The organism is Streptomyces roseolus, from assembly GCF_014649855.1.
Taxonomy (GTDB): Bacteria; Actinomycetota; Actinomycetes; order Streptomycetales; family Streptomycetaceae; genus Streptomyces; species Streptomyces roseolus.
Map to the genome: position 1 here is coordinate 180,032 of NZ_BMTV01000002.1, position 21,359 is coordinate 201,390.

The following is a 21,359-nucleotide window of genomic DNA, read 5'->3' on the forward strand; positions in this document are numbered from 1 at the left end:
TCCCCGGTGACCCGCACCCACCTGGCCACCCACCTGAGGGACCGCCTCCGCGACCACCCCCTCGCCTTCGACGCCGTCCTCGCCGGAGGCGTCCTCGTCGCGATGATCGCCGCCTCCTTCACCGACCCCCACGGCAGCGCCACCGGCCCCACCTTCGGCGAGCGCGTCCCCACCCTCCTCGGCGTCGGGATGATGCTCGCCGCCGCCGTCGCCCTCATCCTCCGCCGCCGCAGACCCTTCGCGGTCCTCGCGTTCACCTCCGCGCTCGCCCTCGTCGAGCTGCTCGGCGAGACCCGCCCGGCCCCCGTCACCATCGGCGTCGTCGTCGCGCTCTACACCGTCGCCTCCCGCACCGACCGCCCCACCACCTGGCGCGTCGGCCTCGCCACCATGACCGCGCTGGCCGCCGCCGCCATGGCCTTCGGCCCGACGCCCTGGTACGCCCAGGAGAACCTCGGGGTCTTCGCCTGGACCGGCATGGCCGCCGCCGCCGGCGACGCCGTCCGCAGCCGCCGCGCCTTCGTCGACGCGATACGGGAGCGCGCCGAGCGGGCCGAGCGGACCCGCGAGGAGGAGGCCCGCCGCCGCGTCGCCGAGGAGCGGCTCCGCATCGCCCGCGACCTCCACGACGTCGTCGCCCACCACATCGCCCTGGTCAACGTGCAGGCGGGGGTCGCCGCGCACGTCATGGACAAGCGCCCCGACCAGGCCAAGGAGGCCCTCGCCCACGTCCGCGAGGCCAGCCGCTCCGCCCTGGACGAGCTCCGCGTCACCGTCGGCCTGCTCCGCCAGTCCGGCGACCCCGCGGCCCCGACCGAGCCCGCCCCCGGCCTCGCCCTCCTCGACGGGCTCCTCGCCGGCTTCCGCAAGGCCGGGCTGCCGGTGTCGCTGGCCCGCACCGACGGCGGCCACCAGCTCCCCTCGGCCGTCGACCTCGCCGCGTACCGGATCGTCCAGGAGGCCCTCACCAACGTCCGCAAGCACGCGGGACCCGACGCCCGCGCCGAGGTGAGCGTCGTCCTCGTGGGCCGTACCGTCGAGATCACCGTCCTCGACGACGGCGTCCCGCAGCCCGGACCGGCCCCCGAGCCCTCCGGCGGCCACGGCCTGCTCGGCATGCGCGAGCGGGTCACCGCGCTCGGCGGCGTCCTCACCGCCGCACCCCGCTACGGCGGCGGCTTCCGCGTGCAGGCGATACTGCCGCTGACGCCCGGGACGGCCCGGGAGCCGGGGGAGGACGACCGATGACCATCCGGGTACTGCTCGCCGACGACCAGGCCCTGCTGCGCAGCGCCTTCCGGGTGCTCGTGGACTCCGAGCCCGACATGGAGGTCGTCGGGGAGGCCGCCGACGGCGCGCAGGCCGCCGCCCTGGCCCGCAGCGAACGGCCCGACGTCGTCCTCATGGACATCCGGATGCCCGGCACCGACGGCCTCGCCGCCACCCGCGCGATCACCGCCGACCCCGAACTCGCCGACGTCCGCGTCGTCATGCTCACCACCTTCGAGATCGACGAGTACGTCGTGGAGTCGCTGCGCGCCGGCGCCTCCGGCTTCCTCGGCAAGGGCGCCGAACCGGACGAGCTGCTCGGCGCCATCCGGATCGCGCACGCCGGCGAGGCGCTGCTCTCCCCGGCCGCCACCAAGGGCCTGATCGCCACCTTCCTCGCCCAGAGCGCCGCCGCCGACCCGGTCGGCGCCCCGGTGGACGCGGGCCGGCTCGCCGCGCTCACCGCCCGGGAGCGCGAGGTCCTCGTCCTGGTCGGCGGCGGCCTCTCCAACGACGAGATCGCCGCACGGCTCGACGTCAGCCCGCTCACCGTGAAGACCCACGTCAACCGCACCATGGCCAAGCTCGGCGCCCGCGACCGCGCCCAGCTGGTGGTGACCGCGTACGAGACGGGACTGGTACGCCCGAGGACTGAGTGACCCCGCCCGGCGGCGTACTCCATACGCGGTACGCGCCGGCCCGGAAACGGGCCCGGGGGGCGAGGAATCCGTCCTCCGGATGGCCGATCCTGGGCGCTGGGGGGCGCTCCTGGCTGCCCGCCGCCTGCCGACGAGTACGCCACGGAAGAGAGACCCCATGTCCTGGCTGTCCAGATTCAGCCTCGCGCAACGGGCCCTGATCGGGCTGATGTCCATCGTCGCCGTCGTCTTCGGACTGATAGCGATCCCCCAGCTGAAGCAGCAGCTGTTCCCGTCGATCGAGCTCCCGATGGTCTCGATCATCGCCCCCTACCAGGGCGCCTCTCCCGACGTGGTCGAGAAGCAGGTCGTCGAGCCGCTGGAGAACAACCTCAAGGCCGTCGACGGCATCAAGGGCATCACGTCCACCGCCTCCGAGGGCAGCGCCGTCATCATGGCCTCCTTCGACTACGGGGACGAGTCGACCAAGCAGCTCGTCGCCGACGTCCAGCAGGCCGTCAACCGCGCCCGGGCGCTGCTGCCCGACACGGTCGACCCGCAGGTGGTGGCCGGCTCCACCGACGACATCCCGACCGTCGTCCTCGCCGCCACCTCCGACCGGGACCAGCAGGCCCTCGCCGACCAGCTGGAGCGGACCGTCGTCCCGGCCCTGGAGGACATCGACGGCGTCGGCCAGGTCAGCATCGACGGCGTGCAGGACCTCCAGGTCTCCGTCACCCCCGACGAGCGCAAGCTCGCCGCGGCCGGCCTGACCTCCATGAACCTCGCCGAGGCGCTCCGGAACGGCGGCGGCACCGTGCCCGCCGGCTCCTTCTCCGAGGCCGGCAAGAGCCGCACCGTCCAGGTCGGCGGCGGCTACACCTCGCTCCAGCAGATCCAGGACCTCCGCGTCAAGCCCGCGCGGGGCAAGGCCGTCCGGCTCGCCGACGTCGCCACCGTGGAGCAGGAGGAGTCCGCCCGGGTCTCGCTGACCCGCACCAACGGCAAGCCCAGCCTGGCCGTCATGGCCACCATGGACAAGGACGGCAGCGCCGTCGCCATCTCCGAGGCCGTCGAGGAGAAGCTGCCCGGGCTGCGGGAGCAGCTGGGCGCCGGCGCCCAGCTGACCGTCGTGTCCGACCAGGGCCCGGCCGTCGCCAAGTCGATCTCGGGCCTCACCACCGAGGGCGCCCTCGGCCTCGTCATGGCCGTCCTGGTGATCCTGGTCTTCCTCGCCTCGGTCCGCTCGACGCTGGTCACCGCGGTCTCCATCCCGCTCTCGGTCGTCCTCGCGCTGATCGTGCTGTGGACCCGCGACCTCTCGCTCAACGTGCTGACGCTCGGCGCGCTCACCATCGCCATCGGCCGGGTCGTCGACGACTCGATCGTGGTCCTGGAGAACATCAAGCGCCACCTCGGTTACGGCGAGGACCGCCAGTCGGCGATCATCACCGCGGTGAAGGAGGTGGCCGGCGCGGTCACCTCCTCGACCCTGACCACCGTCGCCGTCTTCCTGCCGATCGGCCTGGTCGGCGGCATGGTCGGCGAGCTGTTCGGCTCCTTCAGCCTCACCGTGACGGCCGCCCTGCTGGCCTCGCTGCTCGTCTCCCTGACGGTCGTGCCGGTGCTCTCGTACTGGTTCCTGCGCGCTCCCAAGGGCACCTCCGAGGATCCCGACGAGGCCCGCAGGCTCGCCGAGGAGAAGGAGGCGAAGAGCCGCCTCCAGCGCGCGTACGTGCCGGTCCTCCGCTTCGCCACCCGCCGCCGCCTCACCAGCGTCGCCATCGCCCTCGTCGTCCTGGTCGTCACCTTCGGCATGGCGCCGCTGCTGAAGACCAACTTCTTCGACCAGGGCGACCAGCCGGTCCTGACGGTCAAGCAGAAGCTGGAGCCGGGGACCTCCCTGGACGCCTCCGACGAGGCCGCGAAGAAGATCGAGAAGGTCCTCGCGGACACCGAGGGCGTCAAGGACTACCAGGTCACCGTCGGCTCCTCCGGCTTCATGGCGGCCTTCGGCGGCGGCACCGGCGCCAACCAGGCCTCCTTCCAGGTAACCCTGGAGGAGTCCGCCTCGTACGAGAAGACCCGCGACGCCATCGAGTCGGCCCTCGGGAAGCTCGACGGCGTCGGCGACACCTCGATCTCGGCCGGCGACGGCTTCGCCGCCCAGGACCTGAGCGTCATCGTGAAGGCCGGCGACCGGGAGCTGCTCCAGAAGGCGTCCGAGCAGGTGCGGAAGGCCGTCGCGGAGCTGGAGGACGTCACCGACGTCCAGAGCGACCTCTCCCAGTCGGTCCCGCGGATCTCCGTGCGGGCCGACGAGAAGGCGGCCGACGCCGGCTTCGACGACGCCACCCTCGGCATGGTCGTCGCCCAGGCCGTCCGCGGCACCCCCGCCGCCAAGGCCACCCTCGACGACACCGAGCGGGACGTCCTCATCACCTCGGCCGCCCCGGCCACCACCCTCGACCAGCTGAAGGCGCTGCCCGTCGGCCCGGTGAAGCTCGGTGACATCGCCACCGTCGAGCTCGTCCCCGGCCCGGTCTCCATGACCCGGATCGACGGCGCCCGCGCGGCGACGATCACGGCCAAGCCGACCACGGACAACACCGGCGCCGTCGGCACCGCGCTCCAGTCGAAGATCGCCGCGCTCGACCTGCCGGAGGGCGCCTCGGCCTCCGTCGGCGGCGTCTCCGAGGACCAGAACGAGGCCTTCCTCAACCTGTTCCTGGCGATGCTCGCGGCCGTCGCGATCGTCTTCATGCTGCTCGTCGCGACCTTCCGGTCGCTGGTCCAGCCGCTGATCCTGCTGGTCTCCATCCCGTTCGCCGCCACCGGCGCCATCGGCCTGCTGGTCGCGACCGGCACCGCGATGGGCGTCCCGGCGATGATCGGCATGCTGATGCTCATCGGCATCGTCGTCACCAACGCGATCGTCCTGATCGACCTGATCAACCAGTACCGGGCCCAGGGGTACGGCGTCGTCGAGGCCGTCGTCGAGGGCGGCCGGCACCGGCTCCGCCCGATCCTGATGACCGCACTGGCGACGATCTTCGCCCTGCTGCCGATGGCCCTCGGCATCACCGGCGAGGGCGGCTTCATCGCCCAGCCGCTCGCCGTGGTCGTCATCGGCGGCCTGATCAGCTCGACCCTGCTGACCCTCCTGCTCGTCCCGACGCTCTACGCGATGGTCGAGCTCCGCAAGGAGCGCCGCGCGAAGAAGAAGGCGGCGAAGAAGGGCGCGAAGAAGACCGTCAAGGGCAAGGACGGCGAGCAGAAGGTGATTCCGGAGCAGCCGGACGTCACCCCGCTCGACGCGAGCCTGCTCGACGCCCTGGACTGAGGTCCCGGCCGGCAGGCGAAAGGGGCGGCCCACGGACTCGTGGGCCGCCCCTTCCGGCGTACGTGCGGGAGAACCGTTACGGCAGGGCCAGCATCCGCTCCAGCGCCAGCTTCGCGAACGACTCCGTCTCCCGGTCGACCTCGATCCGGTTGACGAGGTTGCCCTCGGCCAGCGACTCCAGCGTCCACACCAGGTGCGGCAGGTCGATCCGGTTCATGGTGGAGCAGAAGCAGACCGTCTTGTCGAGGAAGACGATCTCCTTGCCCTGGTCGGCGTAACGGTTCGCCAGGCGGCGGACCAGGTTCAGCTCCGTGCCGATGGCCCACTTCGAGCCGGCCGGGGCCGCCTCCAGGGTGTTGATGATGTACTCGGTCGAGCCCACGTGGTCCGCGGCGGCGACGACCTCGTGCTTGCACTCCGGGTGGACCAGCACGTTCACGCCGGGGATCCGGGCGCGCACGTCCTCGACCGACTCCAGCGAGAAGCGGCCGTGCACCGAGCAGTGGCCCCGCCACAGGATCATCTTGGCGGCGCGCAGCTCCTCGGCGGTGAGCCCGCCGTTGGGCTTGTGCGGGTTGTAGACCACGCAGTCGTCCAGGGACATGCCCAGGTCGCGGACGGCGGTGTTGCGGCCCAGGTGCTGGTCCGGGAGGAAGAGGACCTTCTCGCCCTGCTCGAAGGCCCAGTTCAGCGCCCGCTCGGCGTTGGACGAGGTGCAGATGGTGCCCCCGTGCTTGCCGGTGAAGGCCTTGATGTCCGCCGAGGAGTTCATGTACGAGACGGGCACGGTGACGTCCGCGATCCCGGCCTCGGTCAGCACGTCCCAGCATTCGGCGACCTGCTCGGCGGTGGCCATGTCGGCCATCGAGCAGCCGGCCGCGAGGTCCGGCAGGACGACCTTCTGGTCGTCGCCGGTGAGGATGTCGGCCGACTCGGCCATGAAGTGCACGCCGCAGAAGACGATGTACTCGGCCTCCGGCTTGGCGGCGGCGTCACGGGCGAGCTTGAAGGAGTCTCCGGTGACGTCGGCGAACTGGATGACCTCGTCGCGCTGGTAGTGGTGGCCGAGCACGAAGACCTTGTCCCCGAGCTTCTCCTTGGCCGCCCGGGCCCGCTCCACCAGGTCCGGGTCGGAGGGAGACGGCAGGTCGCCGGGACATTCCACGCCGCGCTCGCTCTTCGGGTCGGCCTCGCGACCGAGCAGCAGCAGGGCGAGCGGCGTCGGCTGGACGTCCAGGGTGGGGTTCTGGGCGGTGGTCACGTCACGCACCCTTTCTTCGGGGGGAGCTTCAAAAGCCTTTTCGTCTAAATGACGCTATCTATCATAACCCCTTCACGTCATTCTGACGATGGCCATAGTGTCGATGTGACGAATTCGCCCTCCGCGTCTCTGGACAGGGTGTGCGAGCATGAAGGAGGGAAATCCCACCCGACCCGGAATGAATCCGGGGCACCGCCGGTTGTCACCGTCGGCAAGCAGTCTCCGTACAACCCGGGAGAGATGTAGATGTCCGTATCGGACGAGACCAGCACCGTCACCGACGGCATCCTTCTGAGCGACGCCGCCGCGGCCAAGGTCAAGGCTCTGCTCGACCAGGAAGGCCGTGACGACCTCGCGCTGCGCGTCGCCGTCCAGCCCGGCGGCTGCTCCGGCCTCCGCTACCAGCTGTTCTTCGACGAGCGCTCGCTCGACGGCGACGTCGTCAAGGACTTCGACGGCGTCAAGGTCGTCACCGACCGCATGAGCGCCCCGTACCTCGGCGGTGCCTCGATCGACTTCGTCGACACCATCGAGAAGCAGGGCTTCACGATCGACAACCCGAACGCCACCGGCTCCTGCGCCTGCGGCGACTCGTTCAGCTAAACCGTCGCGGAGCGCCGAAGAGGGCGGTGGCCCGGGAGACCGACCTCCCGGGCCACCGCCCTCTCCGCGTGCCCGGCGACTACCGGCGGGGCACCGCCTCCCCGCTCGCCGCGTCCACCACGGGACGGCCGCCCAGCGGCGCCGCCAGGGTCACCTCCACGGTGATCTCCTTGGCGACCAGGATGCAGGCCGCCTGGTCCGGGTCCCGCAGCTTCTCCTCGATCCGCACCCGCACCTGCCGCGGGTCCTCCGCGGCGTGCGCCGTGTACGTGTGGCACACCCCGCCCCAGAAGGTCACGGCGAGCGTCCGTCCGTCACCGCCGACCGTGAACGACTCGATCCGCCGCACCGGCGCCGTCCCGTCGGAGGGCTCCGGCGCGACCGGCTCGGGCGACGGAGCCGCCGGCGGCACCAGGAACTCCGCCGCCACCGCCGTCGAGGTCACCGTGTACGGCGCCGAGTCCGCCGGGTCCGCGGTGAACAGCCACGTCGGCACGAGGAGCCGCCCGTCCGCCGTGTCCGTCGCCGCCAGGCCGAGCACCGCACCCGTCACCGGCACCTGGCGCGGCTGGGCCACGTCCACGGCCGTCCGGCAGGGCGCGTCCTTCCCGGGCCCGTCCTTCCCCGGCGTGACCGGCGCGTCCGGCGCCTGCGGCTCCCCGGCCGGCGGATCCGTCGCGCAGCCGCCGATGCCGATCGGACCCGTGCCCCTCGACGTCTCGTTCAGCCGCGCCAGCGCCCGCTCCGCCGACACCACCGGATACGTCGCGCCCTCCACCGGCTCCTTCAGCGTCCCGCTGCCCGCCACCGGACGCCCGTCCGGGCCGATGTGCAGCCCCGTCGACCAGCCGTAGGTGGGCAGCCCGCCGATCACCGGGTCGGCGTTCACCACCCGCACCGAACCGTTCATCACCTGCGTCGCCGACACCTTGGCGTCGTCCTGCCCCAGCGCCTTCAGCACCGGAGCGGCCGCCGCCCTCGCCGCGGCCTCGCTCACCGGGGAGCCGCCCGTCGGGGGCTTCGCCTCGCCCGGCGGCGGACACGCCCTGCCCTTCAGACAGGTGTCGCCGGCCGGACCGCCGTCGTACCAGGAGTACGTCCAGCTCCCCGGCGCCTGCCGCGCCACGTCCAGGCGTGGCCCCTGCCCGTCCTTCTCGGGCCTGATCGTCCACACGTCCCCGATCAGCGCCGGGCGTCCCTCGATGCCGAGGACCCCGGCCAGCCTGGCCACCTCCTCGGAGGTGACCAGGCCCTTCGGCCGGTGGACCGCGGCCGACGAGGGCCCTTGGGGGAGTGGGCCCTCGGCTCTGTAGACCGTCCCGTCCGGGCCGCCGCCCGGATCGGGCTCGCCCGGCGCGATCCCCGCGCCCGGGGCCGTGCCGCCGCTCCCGCCCCCGAGCCGCAGGAGCGGCGGCGCGGCCGCCGCGTCCGCGGCCTCCGCCCCGGTCCGGGGTCTGTCGTCGTCACCGGCGGCCGTCAGATACAGCCCACCGCCTCCGGCCAGCAGCACACCCGCCGCCACCGAGGCGACGAGCGCGGTCCGTCGCCCGCGTCCGCTCTCCGTACCGCTCACCGCAACGCTCCCTCGTGTCGTTCGGACACCGGTGGGACGGGGCGGGGGCGCGGTCGGTTCCGTCCCGTCAGCCGCCGTACTCGGCGGTGGCGGCGATCAGCCGCGCCGACGCGTCCGGGACGACCACCCCGTGGATCGAGGCGGGGGAGACCGGGGCCGGCGCCGGATCGGCCGGCGTCACCCAGTGCGGGACCATCCGGGCACTGGCCCCGCGCAGCTCGGCGAGGCTCAGTTCGGACTCGTGTCGCTCGCGGGGAGCGGGATACGTGGTCATGGGCGCACCGTATGCACCACCCGCCTCCGGAGAAAAGGCCTACTCTGGGGTAGTTTCCACTGTTCGGCAGCGGCCCCCGCAGCGGCTACCGTGGATCGTCATCGCCCTTTACACCCGCAGGAGCGTCCCAGCCGTGCGTATCGCAGTCACCGGCTCCATCGCCACCGACCACCTCATGACCTTCCCCGGCCGGTTCGCCGACCAGCTCGTGGCCGACCAGCTCCACACGGTGTCCCTGTCCTTCCTCGTGGACAACCTCGACGTCCGGCGCGGCGGCGTCGGCCCCAACATCTGCTTCGGCATGGGCCAGCTCGGCGGCAACCCGATCCTCGTCGGCGCGGCCGGCTACGACTTCGACGAGTACCGCGCCTGGCTCGACCGCCACGGCGTCGACACCGGCTCGGTCCGCATCTCCGAGGTCCTGCACACCGCGCGCTTCGTCTGCACCACGGACAAGGACCACAACCAGATCGGCTCCTTCTACACCGGCGCCATGAGCGAGGCCCGCCTCATCGAGCTCAAGGCCGTCGCGGACCGGGTCGGCGGGCTCGACCTCGTCCTCATCGGCGCCGACGACCCCGAGGCGATGCTCCGCCACACCGAGGAGTGCCGGACCCGGGGCATCCCCTTCGCGGCGGACTTCTCGCAGCAGATCGCGCGGATGAACGGCGAGGAGATCCGCACGCTCCTCGACGGGGCGACGTACCTCTTCTCCAACGAGTACGAGAAGGGCCTCATCGAGTCGAAGACCGGCTGGACCGACGAGGAGATCCTGTCCCGCGTCGGCCACCGCGTCACCACGCTCGGCTCGCGCGGCGTCCGCATCGAGCGCGTCGGCGAGCCCGCGATCGAGGTCGCCTGCCCGGAGGAGGAGGCCAAGGTCGACCCCACCGGCGTCGGCGACGCCTTCCGCGCGGGCTTCCTCACGGGCCTGTCGTGGGGCGTCGGCCTGGAGCGGGCGGCGCAGATCGGCTGCATGCTGGCGACGCTGGTCATCGAGACGCTCGGCACGCAGGAGTACACGCTGCGCCGCGCCAACTTCATCGAGCGCTTCACCAAGGCCTACGGCGAAGAAGCCACCACGGAACTCCAGACCCACCTCTCCTGACGAACCGGCCCACCCCCGTGTGGGCATACGTCCCGCTTGGGGGTCCCCCCTGGACGAAGTCCTTGGGGGAGGGACGGGTGGGCACACGGGACGGCGCGCTTCAGCCGTGCCCAGGCTCCAGCGCCTGAACCCGCACCTGCTGTACGACGCCGTACCGGTGCGGGTCCAGGCGCAGGAGCGGAGGCACCCGCAAGGGTGCCGTTCCGTTGTGCCCGCCCTCCCCCGAGCTCTCGGCTTCGCTCGAGCAGGGGGGGACCCCCATCGCCCCTGGCGGAACGCCTGCCCGCAACGGAACGGCGGCACGGGTCGTCAGGTCGTGCGGCGGACCGTGTACGCGTGGGCGCCGCGGGGCGCGGGGGCGACGCCCACGTACTCCTGGCCCCGCATCTCGCACCACGCCGGGATGTCCAGCCGGGCCGCCTCGTCGTCGGCGAGCACCACCACCGTCCCCCCCACCCGCACCGCCCCGATCACCTTCGCCAGCTCGATCACCGGGATCGGGCACCGCTTCCCGACCGCGTCGACGACGAGCTCCTCCGCGAGCGCGGGCTCGGCCGCCGCGGGCACCGCGCCCAGCCGGTCCCGTACCGACGCGACGACCCCCGGCAGCACCGCCAGGAAGCGGTCGACTTCCGCCTCCTCCGTGCCGGCCGGCAGGGAGACCCGTACGTTCCCCTCGCTCAGGACGCCCATCGCGCGCAGCACGTGGCTGGGCGTCAGCGTCGAGCTCGTACACGACGAACCGGACGAAACGGAGAAACCCTCCCGATCCAGCTCCGTGAGGAGCGTCTCCCCGTCGACGTACAGACAGGAGAAGGTGACGAGGTGGGGGAGGCGCCGCACCGGGTCGCCGACGACCTCCACGTCCGGCACCAGCTCCGGCACCCGCGCCCGGATCCGGTCCACCAGGGCCCGCAGCCGCGCGCCCTCCGTCTCCGCCTCGGCCCGCACCGCCCGCAGGGAGGCCGCCGCCGCCACGATGGCCGGCAGGTTCTCGAAGCCGGGTGCGCGCCCCGACTCCCTTTCGTCGGAGGGGCCTTGGGGCGCGAAGCGGACGCCCTTGCGCACCGCGAGCAGCCCCACACCCGCCGGTCCGCCCCACTTGTGCGCGCTCGCCGCGAGCAGCGACCAGCCCTCCGGGGCCGGCCCCCAGCCCAGCGACTGCGCCGCGTCCACGAGCAGCGGCACCCCGGCCGCCCGGCAGGCCTCGGCGACCTCGGCCACCGGCTGCTCGGTGCCGACCTCGTGGTTGGCGGTCTGGAGGCAGGCCAGGGCCGTCCCCTCGTCCAGCGCCGCCGCGAAGGCCGCCGGGTCCACCGCCCCGGTCCGGCCGACCGGGACCTCCGCCACCTCGCCGCCGGCCGCCGCGTGCGCCTCGCCCGCGTGCAGGACGGAGGAGTGTTCGACGGCCGACACCACGAGCCGCCGGCCCACCCGCCGACGCCCGGCGAGCGCGCCCGACACGCCCGAGTGGACCGCGCGCGTTCCCGAAGGAGTGAAGACGAGTTCGTCGGGGCGACAGCCCACCGCCTCCGCCGCGGCCTCCCGCGCCGCGTCGAGCAGCAGCCGGGCCCGCCGCCCCTCCCGGTAGAGCCGGGCGGGGTCGGCCCACCCCTCGTCGAGGGAGGCGAGCAGCGCCTGACGGGCGACGGGGTGCAGGGGAGCGGCGGACGCGGCGTCGAAGTACGGCATCCGCCCACCGTAGGGCCTGGCCCGATCCGGTCGGCCCGCGCCCCGCGGATCCCCGGGGCACCGTGCGTGAAGCCCCGTCAGGAGGGCGCGCCGAGGGGTCCTGAGACCCCCGGACGGGTGCTTCCGGTCCCTCTCCGGAACGTTCCCGTCCACCCCTTCGGGGACTCGGACGGCGCGTTGGGCACCCTCCCCGCGCGACCCCAAATAGCGTCCAGTAGGGTTTGGTCCGCATAAACATCCAAACCCCTGCCCGCGGCCGGGGCGGCGACCGACCAGCGAGACGGACGGCCGTGGCCGACCAACGCGGGCCGAGACTCTCGGGAAGGCGCTACGTGAGTCCCAACGGCTCCGACCGCTCGTCGCGGCGCCCGATGCGGCGGAAGCTGCCGCAGGTGCTGACTGCGGGCCTGATCCTGGCGACAGCCACCGGCTGCTCGTACAACTGGGAAGACTTCCCTCGCCTCGGCATGCCCACCCCCGTCACGGAAGAGGCGCCTCGGATCCTCTCCCTGTGGCAGGGCTCCTGGGCCGCCGCGCTCCTCACCGGCATCATGGTGTGGGGCCTCATCCTGTGGGCGGTCATCTTCCACCGGCGCAGCCGGACCAAGGTCGAGGTACCCCCGCAGACCCGCTACAACATGCCCATCGAGGCGCTGTACACGGTCACCCCGCTCATCATCGTCTCGGTGCTCTTCTACTTCACCGCGCGCGACGAGTCGAAGCTTCTTGCCCTCTCGGACAAGCCGGCCCACACGATCAACGTGGTCGGCTACCAGTGGAGCTGGGGCTTCAACTACATCGAGAACGTGCCCGGCGTCGAGGGCGACGCGAAGACGGACAAGAACCTCGCGTCCATTCCGGACAAGTACATCAAGGACTTCCCGGAGAACGCGGGCGGCGTCAACGTCGCCGGCATCCCCGGCGACCGGAACCCGCAGACCGGCAACCCGGGCCCGACCCTGTGGCTGCCGAAGGGTGAGAAGGTCCGCTTCGTCCTCACCTCGCGCGACGTCATCCACTCCTTCTGGGTGGTGCCGTTCCTCTTCAAGCAGGACGTCATCCCGGGTCACACCAACGTCTTCGAGGTGACCCCGACGCAGGAGGGCACCTTCCTCGGCAAGTGCGCCGAGCTGTGCGGTGTCGACCACTCCCGGATGCTCTTCAACGTCAAGGTCGTCTCCCCGGAGCGCTACCAGGCGCACCTGAAGGAGCTGGCCGAGAAGGGCCAGACCGGCTACATCCCGTCCGGCATCGAGCAGACGGACCCGGCCAGGAACGCGGAGAAGAACCAACTGTGAGCATCCCCAACGAAACCAAGGGTGCCGCGGCTGAGGACTCGTACGAGAACGAGGTGCCCGTCCGCCGCAAGCAGCCCGGCAATGTGGTGGTGAAGTGGCTGACCACCACCGACCACAAGACCATCGGTACGATGTACCTGGTCACCTCGTTCGTGTTCTTCATCATCGGCGGCCTGATGGCGCTCTTCATGCGCGCCGAGCTGGCCCGTCCGGGCACGCAGATCATGTCGAACGAGCAGTTCAACCAGGCGTTCACGATGCACGGCACGATCATGCTGCTGATGTTCGCGACGCCGCTGTTCGCCGGATTCGCGAACTGGATCATGCCGCTGCAGATCGGCGCGCCCGACGTGGCGTTCCCGCGGCTGAACATGTTCGCCTACTGGCTGTACCTCTTCGGCTCGATCATGGCGGTGGCCGGCTTCCTCACCCCGCAGGGTGCGGCCGACTTCGGCTGGTTCGCCTACTCCCCGCTGTCGGACGCGGTCCGCTCGCCGGGCGTCGGCGCCGACATGTGGATCATGGGTCTGGCCTTCTCCGGCTTCGGCACGATCCTCGGCTCGGTCAACTTCATCACCACGATCATCTGCATGCGCGCTCCGGGCATGACGATGTTCCGCATGCCGATCTTCACCTGGAACGTGCTGCTGACCGGTGTCCTGGTCCTGCTCGCCTTCCCGGTCCTGGCGGCCGCGCTGTTCGCCCTGGAGGCGGACCGCAAGTTCGGTGCCCACGTCTTCGACGCGGCCAACGGCGGTGCCCTGCTCTGGCAGCACCTCTTCTGGTTCTTCGGACACCCAGAGGTGTACATCATCGCCCTGCCGTTCTTCGGCATCGTCTCCGAGGTCATCCCGGTCTTCAGCCGCAAGCCGATGTTCGGCTACATCGGCCTGGTGGCCGCGACCATCGCGATCGCCGGTCTCTCCGTGACGGTGTGGGCGCACCACATGTACGTCACCGGTGGCGTGCTCCTCCCGTTCTTCTCCTTCATGACGTTCCTCATCGCCGTACCGACCGGCGTGAAGTTCTTCAACTGGATCGGAACGATGTGGAAGGGCTCGCTGTCCTTCGAGACGCCGATGCTCTGGACGATCGGCTTCCTGATCACCTTCACCTTCGGTGGTCTGACCGGCGTCATCCTGGCCTCGCCGCCGATGGACTTCCACGTCTCCGACTCGTACTTCGTCGTGGCGCACTTCCACTACGTGGTCTTCGGCACCGTCGTCTTCGCGATGTTCGCCGGCTTCCACTTCTGGTGGCCGAAGTTCACCGGCAAGATGCTCGACGAGCGCCTCGGCAAGATCACGTTCTGGACGCTGTTCATCGGCTTCCACGGCACGTTCCTGGTGCAGCACTGGCTCGGTGCCGAGGGCATGCCGCGTCGTTACGCGGACTACCTGGACGCCGACGGCTTCACCGCGCTGAACACGATCTCGACGATCTCGTCCTTCCTGCTCGGCATGTCGATGCTGCCGTTCTTCTACAACGTGTGGAAGACCGCCAAGTACGGCAAGAAGATCGAGGTCGACGACCCGTGGGGCTACGGCCGTTCGCTCGAGTGGGCGACGTCCTGCCCGCCGCCGCGGCACAACTTCCTCACCCTGCCGCGGATCCGTTCCGAATCCCCGGCGTTCGACCTGCACCACCCTGAGATCGCGGCTGTCGACCAGCTGGAGAACAAGCCGCACGAGGCCGCGGCCCTCACGGGCAGCAAGGAGGCCGGCAAGTGAAGATCCAGGGCAAGATGTTCATCTGGCTGAGCGTCTTCATCCTTGCCATGGCGATCCTGTACGGCGTCTGGAGCAAGGAGCCGGTCGGTACGACGGCGCTCTTCCTGGCCTTCGGCCTCTCCATCATGATCGGCTACTACCTGGCCTTCACGGCCAAGCGTGTCGACGCGATGGCCCAGGACGACAAGGAGGCCGACGTCGCGGACGAGGCCGGCGAGGTGGGCTTCTTCGCCCCCCACAGCTGGCAGCCGCTGTCGCTGGCCCTCGGCGGAGCGCTCGCGTTCCTCTCGGTCGCGATGGGCTGGTGGATCATGTACTTCTCCGCCCCGCTGATCCTGGTCGGCATCTGGGGCTGGGTCTTCGAGTTCTACCGCGGTGAGAACCAGAACCAGTAGCAGTACCCCGTAACACCCCGAGGGGCCCGGACGCTTCGTACGCGAAGCGGCCGGGCCCCTCTTTTGCCGCGCTCGGCGCGCCCGGGCGGGGAACTGTCCTTAGCGTGAGGTCATGAACGACACGCCGCGCATTCGGACTGTTCTGAGCTGCACACTCCTGGCCCTCGCCGTGACCGCGGGCGCGACGGCGTGTGCGGGCCCGGACGGCCATCCGCTGTCGGCGAGCCCGTACGACGCCGCCGACCAGGTCGTCTTCGCGGCGGCCGACGGGACCCGTCTCGACCCGGAGAAGCCGCTGGAGATCACCTCCAAGGGCGAGGACGGGCGGATCAGCGACGTCACCGCCACCGACGCGGCGGGCCGCCACCTGGCGGGCGAACTGACCGCGGACGGGCGTACGTGGCGCTCCACGGGCTCACTGGCCGCCGGGACCCGTTACACCGTCAGGGTGGCCACGGAGGACGGGGACGGGGCCCCTGGCGCCCGTACGTACACCTTCGAGACGGCTCCGGCCAAAAGGGCCCTGACCGCCACCTTCGGGCCGGAGGCGGGCACGTACGGCGTCGGCCAGCCGATCACCGCCGACCTCAGCCTCGCCGTCAAGGACCGGGCCGCGCGCGCCGTCGTCGAACGGGCCCTCAAGGTCCGCTCCACCCCCGCCGTCGAGGGCTCCTGGTACTGGGTCGACGACAAGAAGCTGCACTTCCGGCCCAAGGAGTACTGGCCGGCCGGCGCGCTCGTCTCGGTCACCGGCAACCTCGACGGGCTCCGCGTCGGCGACAAGCTCTACGGCGGCCCGTCCAAGCCGCTCCGGCTGAAGATCGGCGACCGGATCGAGGCCGTCGCGGACGCCGGGACCCACCACATGACCGTGCGGCGCAACGGAGAAGTGATCAAAACCATTCCGGTGACCACCGGAAAACCGGGCTTCTCCACCCGTAACGGGATCAAAGTGGTGCTCGGCAAGGAGTACTACGTCCGCATGCGCGGCACCAGCATCGGCATCGCCGAGGGCAGCGCGGAGTCGTACGACCTGCCGGTGTACTACGCCACACGGGTCACCTGGAGCGGCGAGTACGTGCACGCCGCCCCCTGGTCCGTCGGCTCCCAGGGCGTCGCCAACGTCAGCCACGGCTGCGTCGGCATGTCCACCGGCAACGCGGCCTGGTTCTACGAGACCGTCCGCCCCGGCGACATCGTCAAGACCGTCAACAGCTACGGCGAGACGATGGACCCCTTCGGCAACGGCTTCGGCGACTGGAACCTGTCCTGGGACAAGTGGCGCCGGGGCAGTGCCCTGGTCGCCGAGAAGGGCGACCCCACCGCCACCGAAGACGCCAAGGCCCGCCTCAGGCCGTCACTTTAGGGCCCGGCCCCGCCGGCTCACGCCCCGATCGAGAGGCGGGAGCGCAGCAGGGCCGCCAGGGACGCCGCGAACTCGACGGGTTCCACCGGAAGGGTGACCGCGGCGTCCGCGCGGCTCCAGGTGGCCAGCCAGGCGTCCTGCGGGCGGCCGATGAGCAGCAGCACCGGCGGGCAGTGGAAGACCTCGTCCTTGATCTGCCGGCAGACGCCCATGCCGCCCGCCGGGACGGCCTCGCCGTCGAGGACGCAGACGTCGATCCCGCCCTCGTCGAGCCGCTTGAGCACGGCCGGGAGCGTGGCGCACTCCACGAACTCCACGGGCGGCACGTCGGCCGCGGGCCGCCGCCCGGCGGCGAGCCGGACCTGCTCCCGGGTGTTCGCGTCGTCGCTGTAGACCAGGACCGTGGCACTCGACTGCATCGTTCCTCCGTCCGGAAGGCGGGCCGGTCGTCCTCGACCGGTGCGCGGGATGCTACTCCGGTCCACACCCCGTCAACACCCGTTCAACACCTGTTCGAAGGGTGCCGGGAGGCCCGCGCGATGGGCCGTTCGGGCTGGACACACCCCCCTGACACTCCGAACGGCACCCCCCGGAGTGAGGGCGGGATAAGCGACCGACATAATGTCGGTCGTGGCGACAGTAACGACAGTAGATACCGGGCACGCGCACCCGTCGGTCAATCGACCGAACCTCACCAGCGTCGGAACCATCATCTGGCTGAGTTCCGAGCTGATGTTCTTCGCGGCCCTCTTCGCGATGTACTTCACCCTGCGATCGGTGACCGGTCCCGAGTTCTGGGCGGAAAAGGCCGACGCCTTGAACTTCCCGTTCTCGGCGACCAACACCACGATCCTGGTGCTCTCCTCCCTCACCTGCCAGCTCGGCGTCTTCGCCGCCGAGCGGGGCGACGTGAAGAAGCTCCGGACGTGGTTCATCATCACGTTCGTGATGGGTGCGATCTTCATCGGCGGCCAGGTCCTCGAGTACACCGAGCTGGTCAAGCACGAGGGCCTCTCGCTCTCGTCCGACCCGTACGGCACGGTGTTCTACCTGACCACCGGCTTCCACGGCCTGCACGTGACGGGCGGTCTCATCGCCTTCCTGCTGGTCCTCGGCCGGACGTACGCCGCCAAGAGGTTCACTCACGAGCAGGCAACCGCCGCCATCGTCGTGTCCTACTACTGGCACTTCGTCGATGTCGTCTGGATCGGCCTCTTCGCCACGATCTACATGATCAAGTAGTCGGTCACCGCCGGTCACGGCGGACCGACATCCAGCAAGCATCGACGCAGAAGATCCTGACACCGGGGTAATCCGTGAAAAAGCTCTCCGCACGACGACGCCATCCGCTGGCGGCGGTCGTCGTCCTACTTCTCGCGCTGGCGGCCACGGGGGGGCTGTACGCCGCGTTCGCGCCCGCGGGCACGGCGAAGGCCGATGAAACCGCCCAGTCCCTCGCCATCGAGGAGGGCAAGAAGCTCTACTCCGTCGGCTGCGCCAGCTGCCACGGAACCGGCGGTCAGGGCACCACTGACGGCCCGTCCCTGGTCGGCGTGGGCTCCGCCTCCGTGGACTTCCAGGTCGGCACCGGCCGTATGCCGGCGCAGCAGCCGGGTGCCCAGGTCCCGAAGAAGAAGGTCATCTACACGCAGGCCGAGATCGACCAGCTCGCCGCGTACGTGGCCTCCCTCGGCGCCGGCCCGGCCACGCCGAAGGAAGGCCAGTACAGCCCCGAGGGCGCCGACATCGCGAAGGGTGGCGAGCTGTTCCGCACCAACTGCGCGCAGTGCCACAACTTCACCGGCGAGGGCGGCGCGCTGACGCACGGCAAGTACGCCCCGAGCCTTGAGGGCGTCAGCCCGAAGCACCTCTACGAGGCCATGCAGACCGGCCCGCAGAACATGCCCTCCTTCCCGGACACCACCATGCCGGAGAAGGAGAAGAAGGACATCATCGCGTACGTCAACGCCGTCAACGGCGACGAGACCCCCAGCCCCGGCGGCCTCTCGCTCGGTGGCCTCGGCCCCGTCTCCGAGGGCCTGTTCGCCTGGATCTTCGGTCTGGGTGCGCTGATCGCAGTTGCCATCTGGGTCGCGGCCCACACCGCTAAGGCCAAGAAGTCATGAGTACCCAAGAGATTCCAGAAGAGAACCTGCCGGCAGGGCAGGACACCGCGCACGGCGCGGTGAAGGTCGCGGACAACCCGTTCGCCGACCCGGGCCTTCCGCCCCACAAGCCGCGCGTCCAGGACATCGACGAGAAGGCGGCCCGGCGCTCCGAGCGCGCCGTCGCCTTCATGTTCGTGCTGTCGATGCTGGCCACCGTCGGCTTCATCGCCTCGTACGTGATCTTCCCGGTCGACAAGATCGTGTACATCTGGCCCTTCGGCCACGTGTCCGCGCTCAACTTCGCGCTCGGCTGGACCCTCGGTCTCGCCCTCTTCTTCATCGGCGCGGGAGCGGTCCACTGGGCCCGCACCCTGATGTCCGACGTGGAGATGGCGGACGACCGTCACCCGATCGCGGCCACCCCCGAGGTCAAGGCGCAGGTCATGGCCGACTTCGCGCAGGGTGCCGCCGAGTCCGGCATGGGCCGTCGCAAGCTCATCCGCAACACGCTCTTCGGCGCGCTGGCCATGGTGCCGCTCTCCGGCGTCGTGCTGCTGCGTGACATGGGTCCGCTGCCCGAGAAGAAGCTCCGCACGACGCTGTGGGCCAAGGGCAAGCTGCTCATCAACATGAACACGCACGAGCCGCTGCGTCCCGAGGACGTCGCCGTCGGTTCGCTGACCTTCGCGATGCCCGAGGGCCTCTCGGAGCACGACCACAACTTCCAGGTGGAGATCGCCAAGGCCGCCCTGATGATCGTCCGCATCCAGCCGGAGGACATCAAGGACAAGCGCGAGCTCGAGTGGTCGCACGAGGGCATCGTCGCCTTCTCGAAGATCTGCACCCACGTCGGCTGCCCGATCTCCCTGTACGAGCAGCAGACGCACCACGTGCTCTGCCCGTGCCACCAGTCCACCTTCGACCTGTCCGACGGCGCCCGAGTCATCTTCGGCCCGGCCGGTCACGCCCTCCCGCAGCTGCGGATCGGCGTGAACGACAAGGGCTTCCTCGAAGCGCACGGCGACTTCGACGAGCCCGTCGGTCCCGCATTCTGGGAGCGCGGATGAGCACTGTGACCAACACGCAGAAGAAGGCGCCCGCCGGTGAGCGGGTCGCCGACTGGGCCGACGGCCGCCTGGGGATCTACACGCTGGCCAAGGCCAACATGCGGAAGATCTTCCCGGACCACTGGTCCTTCATGCTGGGCGAGATCTGCCTCTACAGCTTCCTCATCATCATCCTGACGGGCGTCTACCTGACGATGTTCTTCCACCCGTCGATGAACGAGGTGGAGTACGCCGGCTCGTACGTCCCGCTCCAGGGACAGCTGATGTCCGAGGCGTTCAACTCGACCATGCACATCTCCTTCGAGGTGCGCGGTGGTCTGCTCATCCGGCAGATCCACCACTGGGCGGCGCTGATCTTCCTCGCCGGCATGTTCGTGCACATGATGCGCGTCTTCTTCACCGGCGCGTTCCGCAAGCCGCGTGAGATCAACTGGCTGTTCGGCTTCCTGCTGTTCTTCCTGGGCATGTTCACCGGCTTCACCGGTTACTCGCTCCCGGACGACCTGCTCTCCGGCACCGGTGTCCGCTTCATGCAGGGCGCGATCCTGTCGGTGCCGATCGTCGGCACCTACCTGTCGATGTTCCTCTTCGGCGGCGAGTTCCCCGGCGGCGACTTCGTCGCGCGGTTCTACTCGGCGCACGTGCTGCTGCTCCCCGGCATCATGCTGGGCCTGGTGGTCGCGCACCTGATCCTGGTGTTCGTCCACAAGCACACGCACTTCGAGGGCCCCGGCCGGACGAACAAGAACGTCGTCGGCATGCCGCTGCTCCCCGTGTACATGGCGAAGGCCGGAGGCTTCTTCTTCCTGGTCTTCGGCGTCATCGCGGTGATCGCCGCGATCGCCTCGATCAACCCGATCTGGGCGCTCGGCCCGTACCGTCCGGACCAGGTGTCCACCGGCGCCCAGCCCGACTGGTACATGGGCTTCGCCGAGGGTCTGATCCGCGTCATGCCGGGCTGGGAGATCAACCTGTGGGGCCACACGCTGGTCCTCGGCGTGATGATCCCGCTGGCGATCTTCCCGCTGGTCCTCGCCGCCATCGCGGTCTACCCGTTCATCGAGTCGTGGATCACGGGCGACAAGCGCGAGCACCACATCGCGCAGCGCCCGCGCAACGCTCCGACGCGCACCGCCTTCGGTGTCGCCTGGATCACCGCGTACATGATCATGCTCGTCGGTGGTGGAAACGACCTCTGGGCGACCCACTTCCACCTGTCGATCAACTCGATCACCTGGTTCGTGCGGATCTTCTTCTTCCTCGGCCCGGTCATCGCGTTCATCGTCACCAAGCGGATCTGCCTCGGCCTCCAGCGCCGGGACAAGGACAAGGTGCTGCACGGCCGCGAGTCCGGCATCATCAAGCGCCTGCCGCACGGTGAGTTCGTCGAGGTCCACGAGCCGCTCAGCCAGGGCGAGCTGTACAAGCTCACCGCGCACGAGCAGTACGAGCCCGCCGCGCTGCCGCCGGCCGTCGACGAGAACGGCGTCAAGCGGAAGATCGGCGCGATGGAGAAGCTCCGGGTCAAGCTCAACAAGGGCTACTACGGCGACGACAACCAGGTCGCCAAGCCCACCCTCGAGGAGTACAAGGAGATCCAGAGCGGCCACGGCCACCACTGAGACCCTCCTGAC

Annotated in this window: 18 protein-coding genes; 13 read left to right on the plus strand and 5 right to left on the minus strand. The window is 70.4% G+C overall.

The window, feature by feature from the left end; genetic code table 11:
- Positions 1 to 6 precede the first annotated feature (6 nt).
- The 3 genes from IE245_RS02895 (at position 7) to IE245_RS02905 (ending at position 5,250) form a co-directional block, all read left to right on the plus strand.
- Positions 7 to 1,248 (plus strand): sensor histidine kinase, encoded by a 1,242-nt coding sequence (locus IE245_RS02895; RefSeq protein WP_229851047.1) that lies wholly within the window; start codon positions 7 to 9, stop codon positions 1,246 to 1,248.
- The gene (locus IE245_RS02900) at positions 1,245 to 1,928 is read left to right on the plus strand and encodes a response regulator (RefSeq protein ID WP_189945090.1); all 684 of its coding nucleotides are present in this window, start codon (positions 1,245 to 1,247) and stop codon (positions 1,926 to 1,928) included. The genes IE245_RS02895 and IE245_RS02900 overlap by 4 nt, the downstream gene beginning before the upstream one ends.
- Positions 1,929 to 2,085: 157 nt before the next feature.
- Positions 2,086 to 5,250: an efflux RND transporter permease subunit gene (locus IE245_RS02905; RefSeq protein WP_189945091.1), complete on the plus strand. Its 3,165-nt coding sequence runs from the start codon at positions 2,086 to 2,088 to the stop codon at positions 5,248 to 5,250.
- Between the two features lie 76 nt (positions 5,251 to 5,326).
- Here IE245_RS02905 and nadA read toward each other — a convergent pair whose 3' ends face one another.
- Positions 5,327 to 6,511 carry a quinolinate synthase NadA gene (gene nadA, locus IE245_RS02910; RefSeq protein WP_189945092.1) on the minus strand — a complete coding sequence of 395 codons (1,185 nt, stop codon included), beginning with the start codon at positions 6,509 to 6,511 and terminating at the stop codon, positions 5,327 to 5,329.
- Positions 6,512 to 6,757: 246 nt separating this feature from the next.
- Here nadA and IE245_RS02915 point away from each other — a divergent pair, with 246 nt between their 5' ends.
- Positions 6,758 to 7,114: a HesB/IscA family protein gene (locus tag IE245_RS02915; RefSeq protein ID WP_030758092.1), complete on the plus strand. Its 357-nt coding sequence runs from the start codon at positions 6,758 to 6,760 to the stop codon at positions 7,112 to 7,114.
- A gap of 79 nt (positions 7,115 to 7,193) precedes the next feature.
- Here the strand turns inward: IE245_RS02915 and IE245_RS02920 are convergent, their stop codons facing one another.
- Together IE245_RS02920 and IE245_RS02925 are read right to left on the minus strand one after the other, a co-directional pair.
- On the minus strand, positions 7,194 to 8,687 hold the full coding sequence (locus tag IE245_RS02920; protein ID WP_189945093.1) for a hypothetical protein: 1,494 nt from the start codon (positions 8,685 to 8,687) through the stop codon (positions 7,194 to 7,196).
- 67 nt (positions 8,688 to 8,754) lie between these two features.
- The gene (locus IE245_RS02925; protein ID WP_030496813.1) at positions 8,755 to 8,961 is read right to left on the minus strand and encodes a hypothetical protein; all 207 of its coding nucleotides are present in this window, start codon (positions 8,959 to 8,961) and stop codon (positions 8,755 to 8,757) included.
- A gap of 133 nt (positions 8,962 to 9,094) precedes the next feature.
- Here IE245_RS02925 and IE245_RS02930 point away from each other — a divergent pair, with 133 nt between their 5' ends.
- Positions 9,095 to 10,069 (plus strand): carbohydrate kinase family protein, encoded by a 975-nt coding sequence (locus IE245_RS02930; protein ID WP_189945094.1) that lies wholly within the window; start codon positions 9,095 to 9,097, stop codon positions 10,067 to 10,069.
- Between the two features lie 309 nt (positions 10,070 to 10,378).
- Here IE245_RS02930 and IE245_RS02935 read toward each other — a convergent pair whose 3' ends face one another.
- The gene (locus tag IE245_RS02935; RefSeq protein WP_189945095.1) at positions 10,379 to 11,761 is read right to left on the minus strand and encodes a cysteine desulfurase/sulfurtransferase TusA family protein; all 1,383 of its coding nucleotides are present in this window, start codon (positions 11,759 to 11,761) and stop codon (positions 10,379 to 10,381) included.
- 332 nt (positions 11,762 to 12,093) lie between these two features.
- Between IE245_RS02935 and ctaC the strand changes: the two genes are divergently transcribed.
- The 4 genes from ctaC to IE245_RS02955 all read left to right on the plus strand — a co-directional run bounded on the left by ctaC (position 12,094) and on the right by IE245_RS02955 (position 16,550).
- On the plus strand, positions 12,094 to 13,059 hold the full coding sequence (gene ctaC, locus IE245_RS02940; RefSeq protein ID WP_189945096.1) for an aa3-type cytochrome oxidase subunit II: 966 nt from the start codon (positions 12,094 to 12,096) through the stop codon (positions 13,057 to 13,059).
- Positions 13,056 to 14,789, plus strand: coding sequence for an aa3-type cytochrome oxidase subunit I (ctaD, locus tag IE245_RS02945; RefSeq protein WP_189945097.1), 1,734 nt, complete (start codon positions 13,056 to 13,058; stop codon positions 14,787 to 14,789). The genes ctaC and ctaD overlap by 4 nt, the downstream gene beginning before the upstream one ends.
- Positions 14,786 to 15,184 (plus strand): cytochrome c oxidase subunit 4, encoded by a 399-nt coding sequence (locus tag IE245_RS02950; RefSeq protein WP_189945098.1) that lies wholly within the window; start codon positions 14,786 to 14,788, stop codon positions 15,182 to 15,184. The genes ctaD and IE245_RS02950 overlap by 4 nt, the downstream gene beginning before the upstream one ends.
- A 112-nt stretch (positions 15,185 to 15,296) precedes the next feature.
- Positions 15,297 to 16,550 (plus strand): L,D-transpeptidase, encoded by a 1,254-nt coding sequence (locus IE245_RS02955; protein ID WP_189945099.1) that lies wholly within the window; start codon positions 15,297 to 15,299, stop codon positions 16,548 to 16,550.
- 17 nt (positions 16,551 to 16,567) lie between these two features.
- On the opposite strand, the gene IE245_RS02960 is transcribed toward IE245_RS02955, so the two are convergent.
- Entirely contained in the window at positions 16,568 to 16,969 is a 402-nt protein-coding gene (locus tag IE245_RS02960) for a response regulator transcription factor (RefSeq protein WP_189945100.1), read from the minus strand.
- 202 nt (positions 16,970 to 17,171) lie between these two features.
- On the opposite strand from IE245_RS02960, the gene ctaE reads away from it, so the two are divergent.
- From ctaE to qcrB, 4 genes are all read left to right on the plus strand, one after another.
- Positions 17,172 to 17,792, plus strand: coding sequence for an aa3-type cytochrome oxidase subunit III (gene ctaE / locus IE245_RS02965; RefSeq protein WP_030497557.1), 621 nt, complete (start codon positions 17,172 to 17,174; stop codon positions 17,790 to 17,792).
- Positions 17,793 to 17,866: 74 nt separating this feature from the next.
- Positions 17,867 to 18,676 (plus strand): cytochrome bc1 complex diheme cytochrome c subunit, encoded by an 810-nt coding sequence (gene qcrC, locus IE245_RS02970; protein WP_189945101.1) that lies wholly within the window; start codon positions 17,867 to 17,869, stop codon positions 18,674 to 18,676.
- Entirely contained in the window at positions 18,673 to 19,725 is a 1,053-nt protein-coding gene (qcrA, locus tag IE245_RS02975) for a cytochrome bc1 complex Rieske iron-sulfur subunit (protein ID WP_189945102.1), read from the plus strand. The genes qcrC and qcrA overlap by 4 nt, the downstream gene beginning before the upstream one ends.
- Positions 19,722 to 21,347: a cytochrome bc1 complex cytochrome b subunit gene (gene qcrB, locus IE245_RS02980; protein ID WP_189945103.1), complete on the plus strand. Its 1,626-nt coding sequence runs from the start codon at positions 19,722 to 19,724 to the stop codon at positions 21,345 to 21,347. The genes qcrA and qcrB overlap by 4 nt, the downstream gene beginning before the upstream one ends.
- Positions 21,348 to 21,359 lie beyond the last annotated feature (12 nt).

Bases quoted from the DNA above. Each gene is read 5' to 3' on its own strand.
- IE245_RS02915 (WP_030758092.1), top strand. From the start codon at position 6,758: ATGTCCGTATCGGACGAGACCAGCACCGTCACCGACGGCATCCTTCTG.
- ctaE (WP_030497557.1), top strand. From the start codon at position 17,172: ATGTCGGTCGTGGCGACAGTAACGACAGTAGATACCGGGCACGCGCAC.
- IE245_RS02955 (WP_189945099.1), top strand. From the start codon at position 15,297: ATGAACGACACGCCGCGCATTCGGACTGTTCTGAGCTGCACACTCCTG.
- IE245_RS02925 (WP_030496813.1), bottom strand. From the start codon at position 8,961: ATGACCACGTATCCCGCTCCCCGCGAGCGACACGAGTCCGAACTGAGC.
- IE245_RS02905 (WP_189945091.1), top strand. From the start codon at position 2,086: ATGTCCTGGCTGTCCAGATTCAGCCTCGCGCAACGGGCCCTGATCGGG.
- IE245_RS02935 (WP_189945095.1), bottom strand. From the start codon at position 11,761: ATGCCGTACTTCGACGCCGCGTCCGCCGCTCCCCTGCACCCCGTCGCC.
- IE245_RS02960 (WP_189945100.1), bottom strand. From the start codon at position 16,969: ATGCAGTCGAGTGCCACGGTCCTGGTCTACAGCGACGACGCGAACACC.
- qcrB (WP_189945103.1), top strand. From the start codon at position 19,722: ATGAGCACTGTGACCAACACGCAGAAGAAGGCGCCCGCCGGTGAGCGG.
- IE245_RS02900 (WP_189945090.1), top strand. From the start codon at position 1,245: ATGACCATCCGGGTACTGCTCGCCGACGACCAGGCCCTGCTGCGCAGC.
- qcrA (WP_189945102.1), top strand. From the start codon at position 18,673: ATGAGTACCCAAGAGATTCCAGAAGAGAACCTGCCGGCAGGGCAGGAC.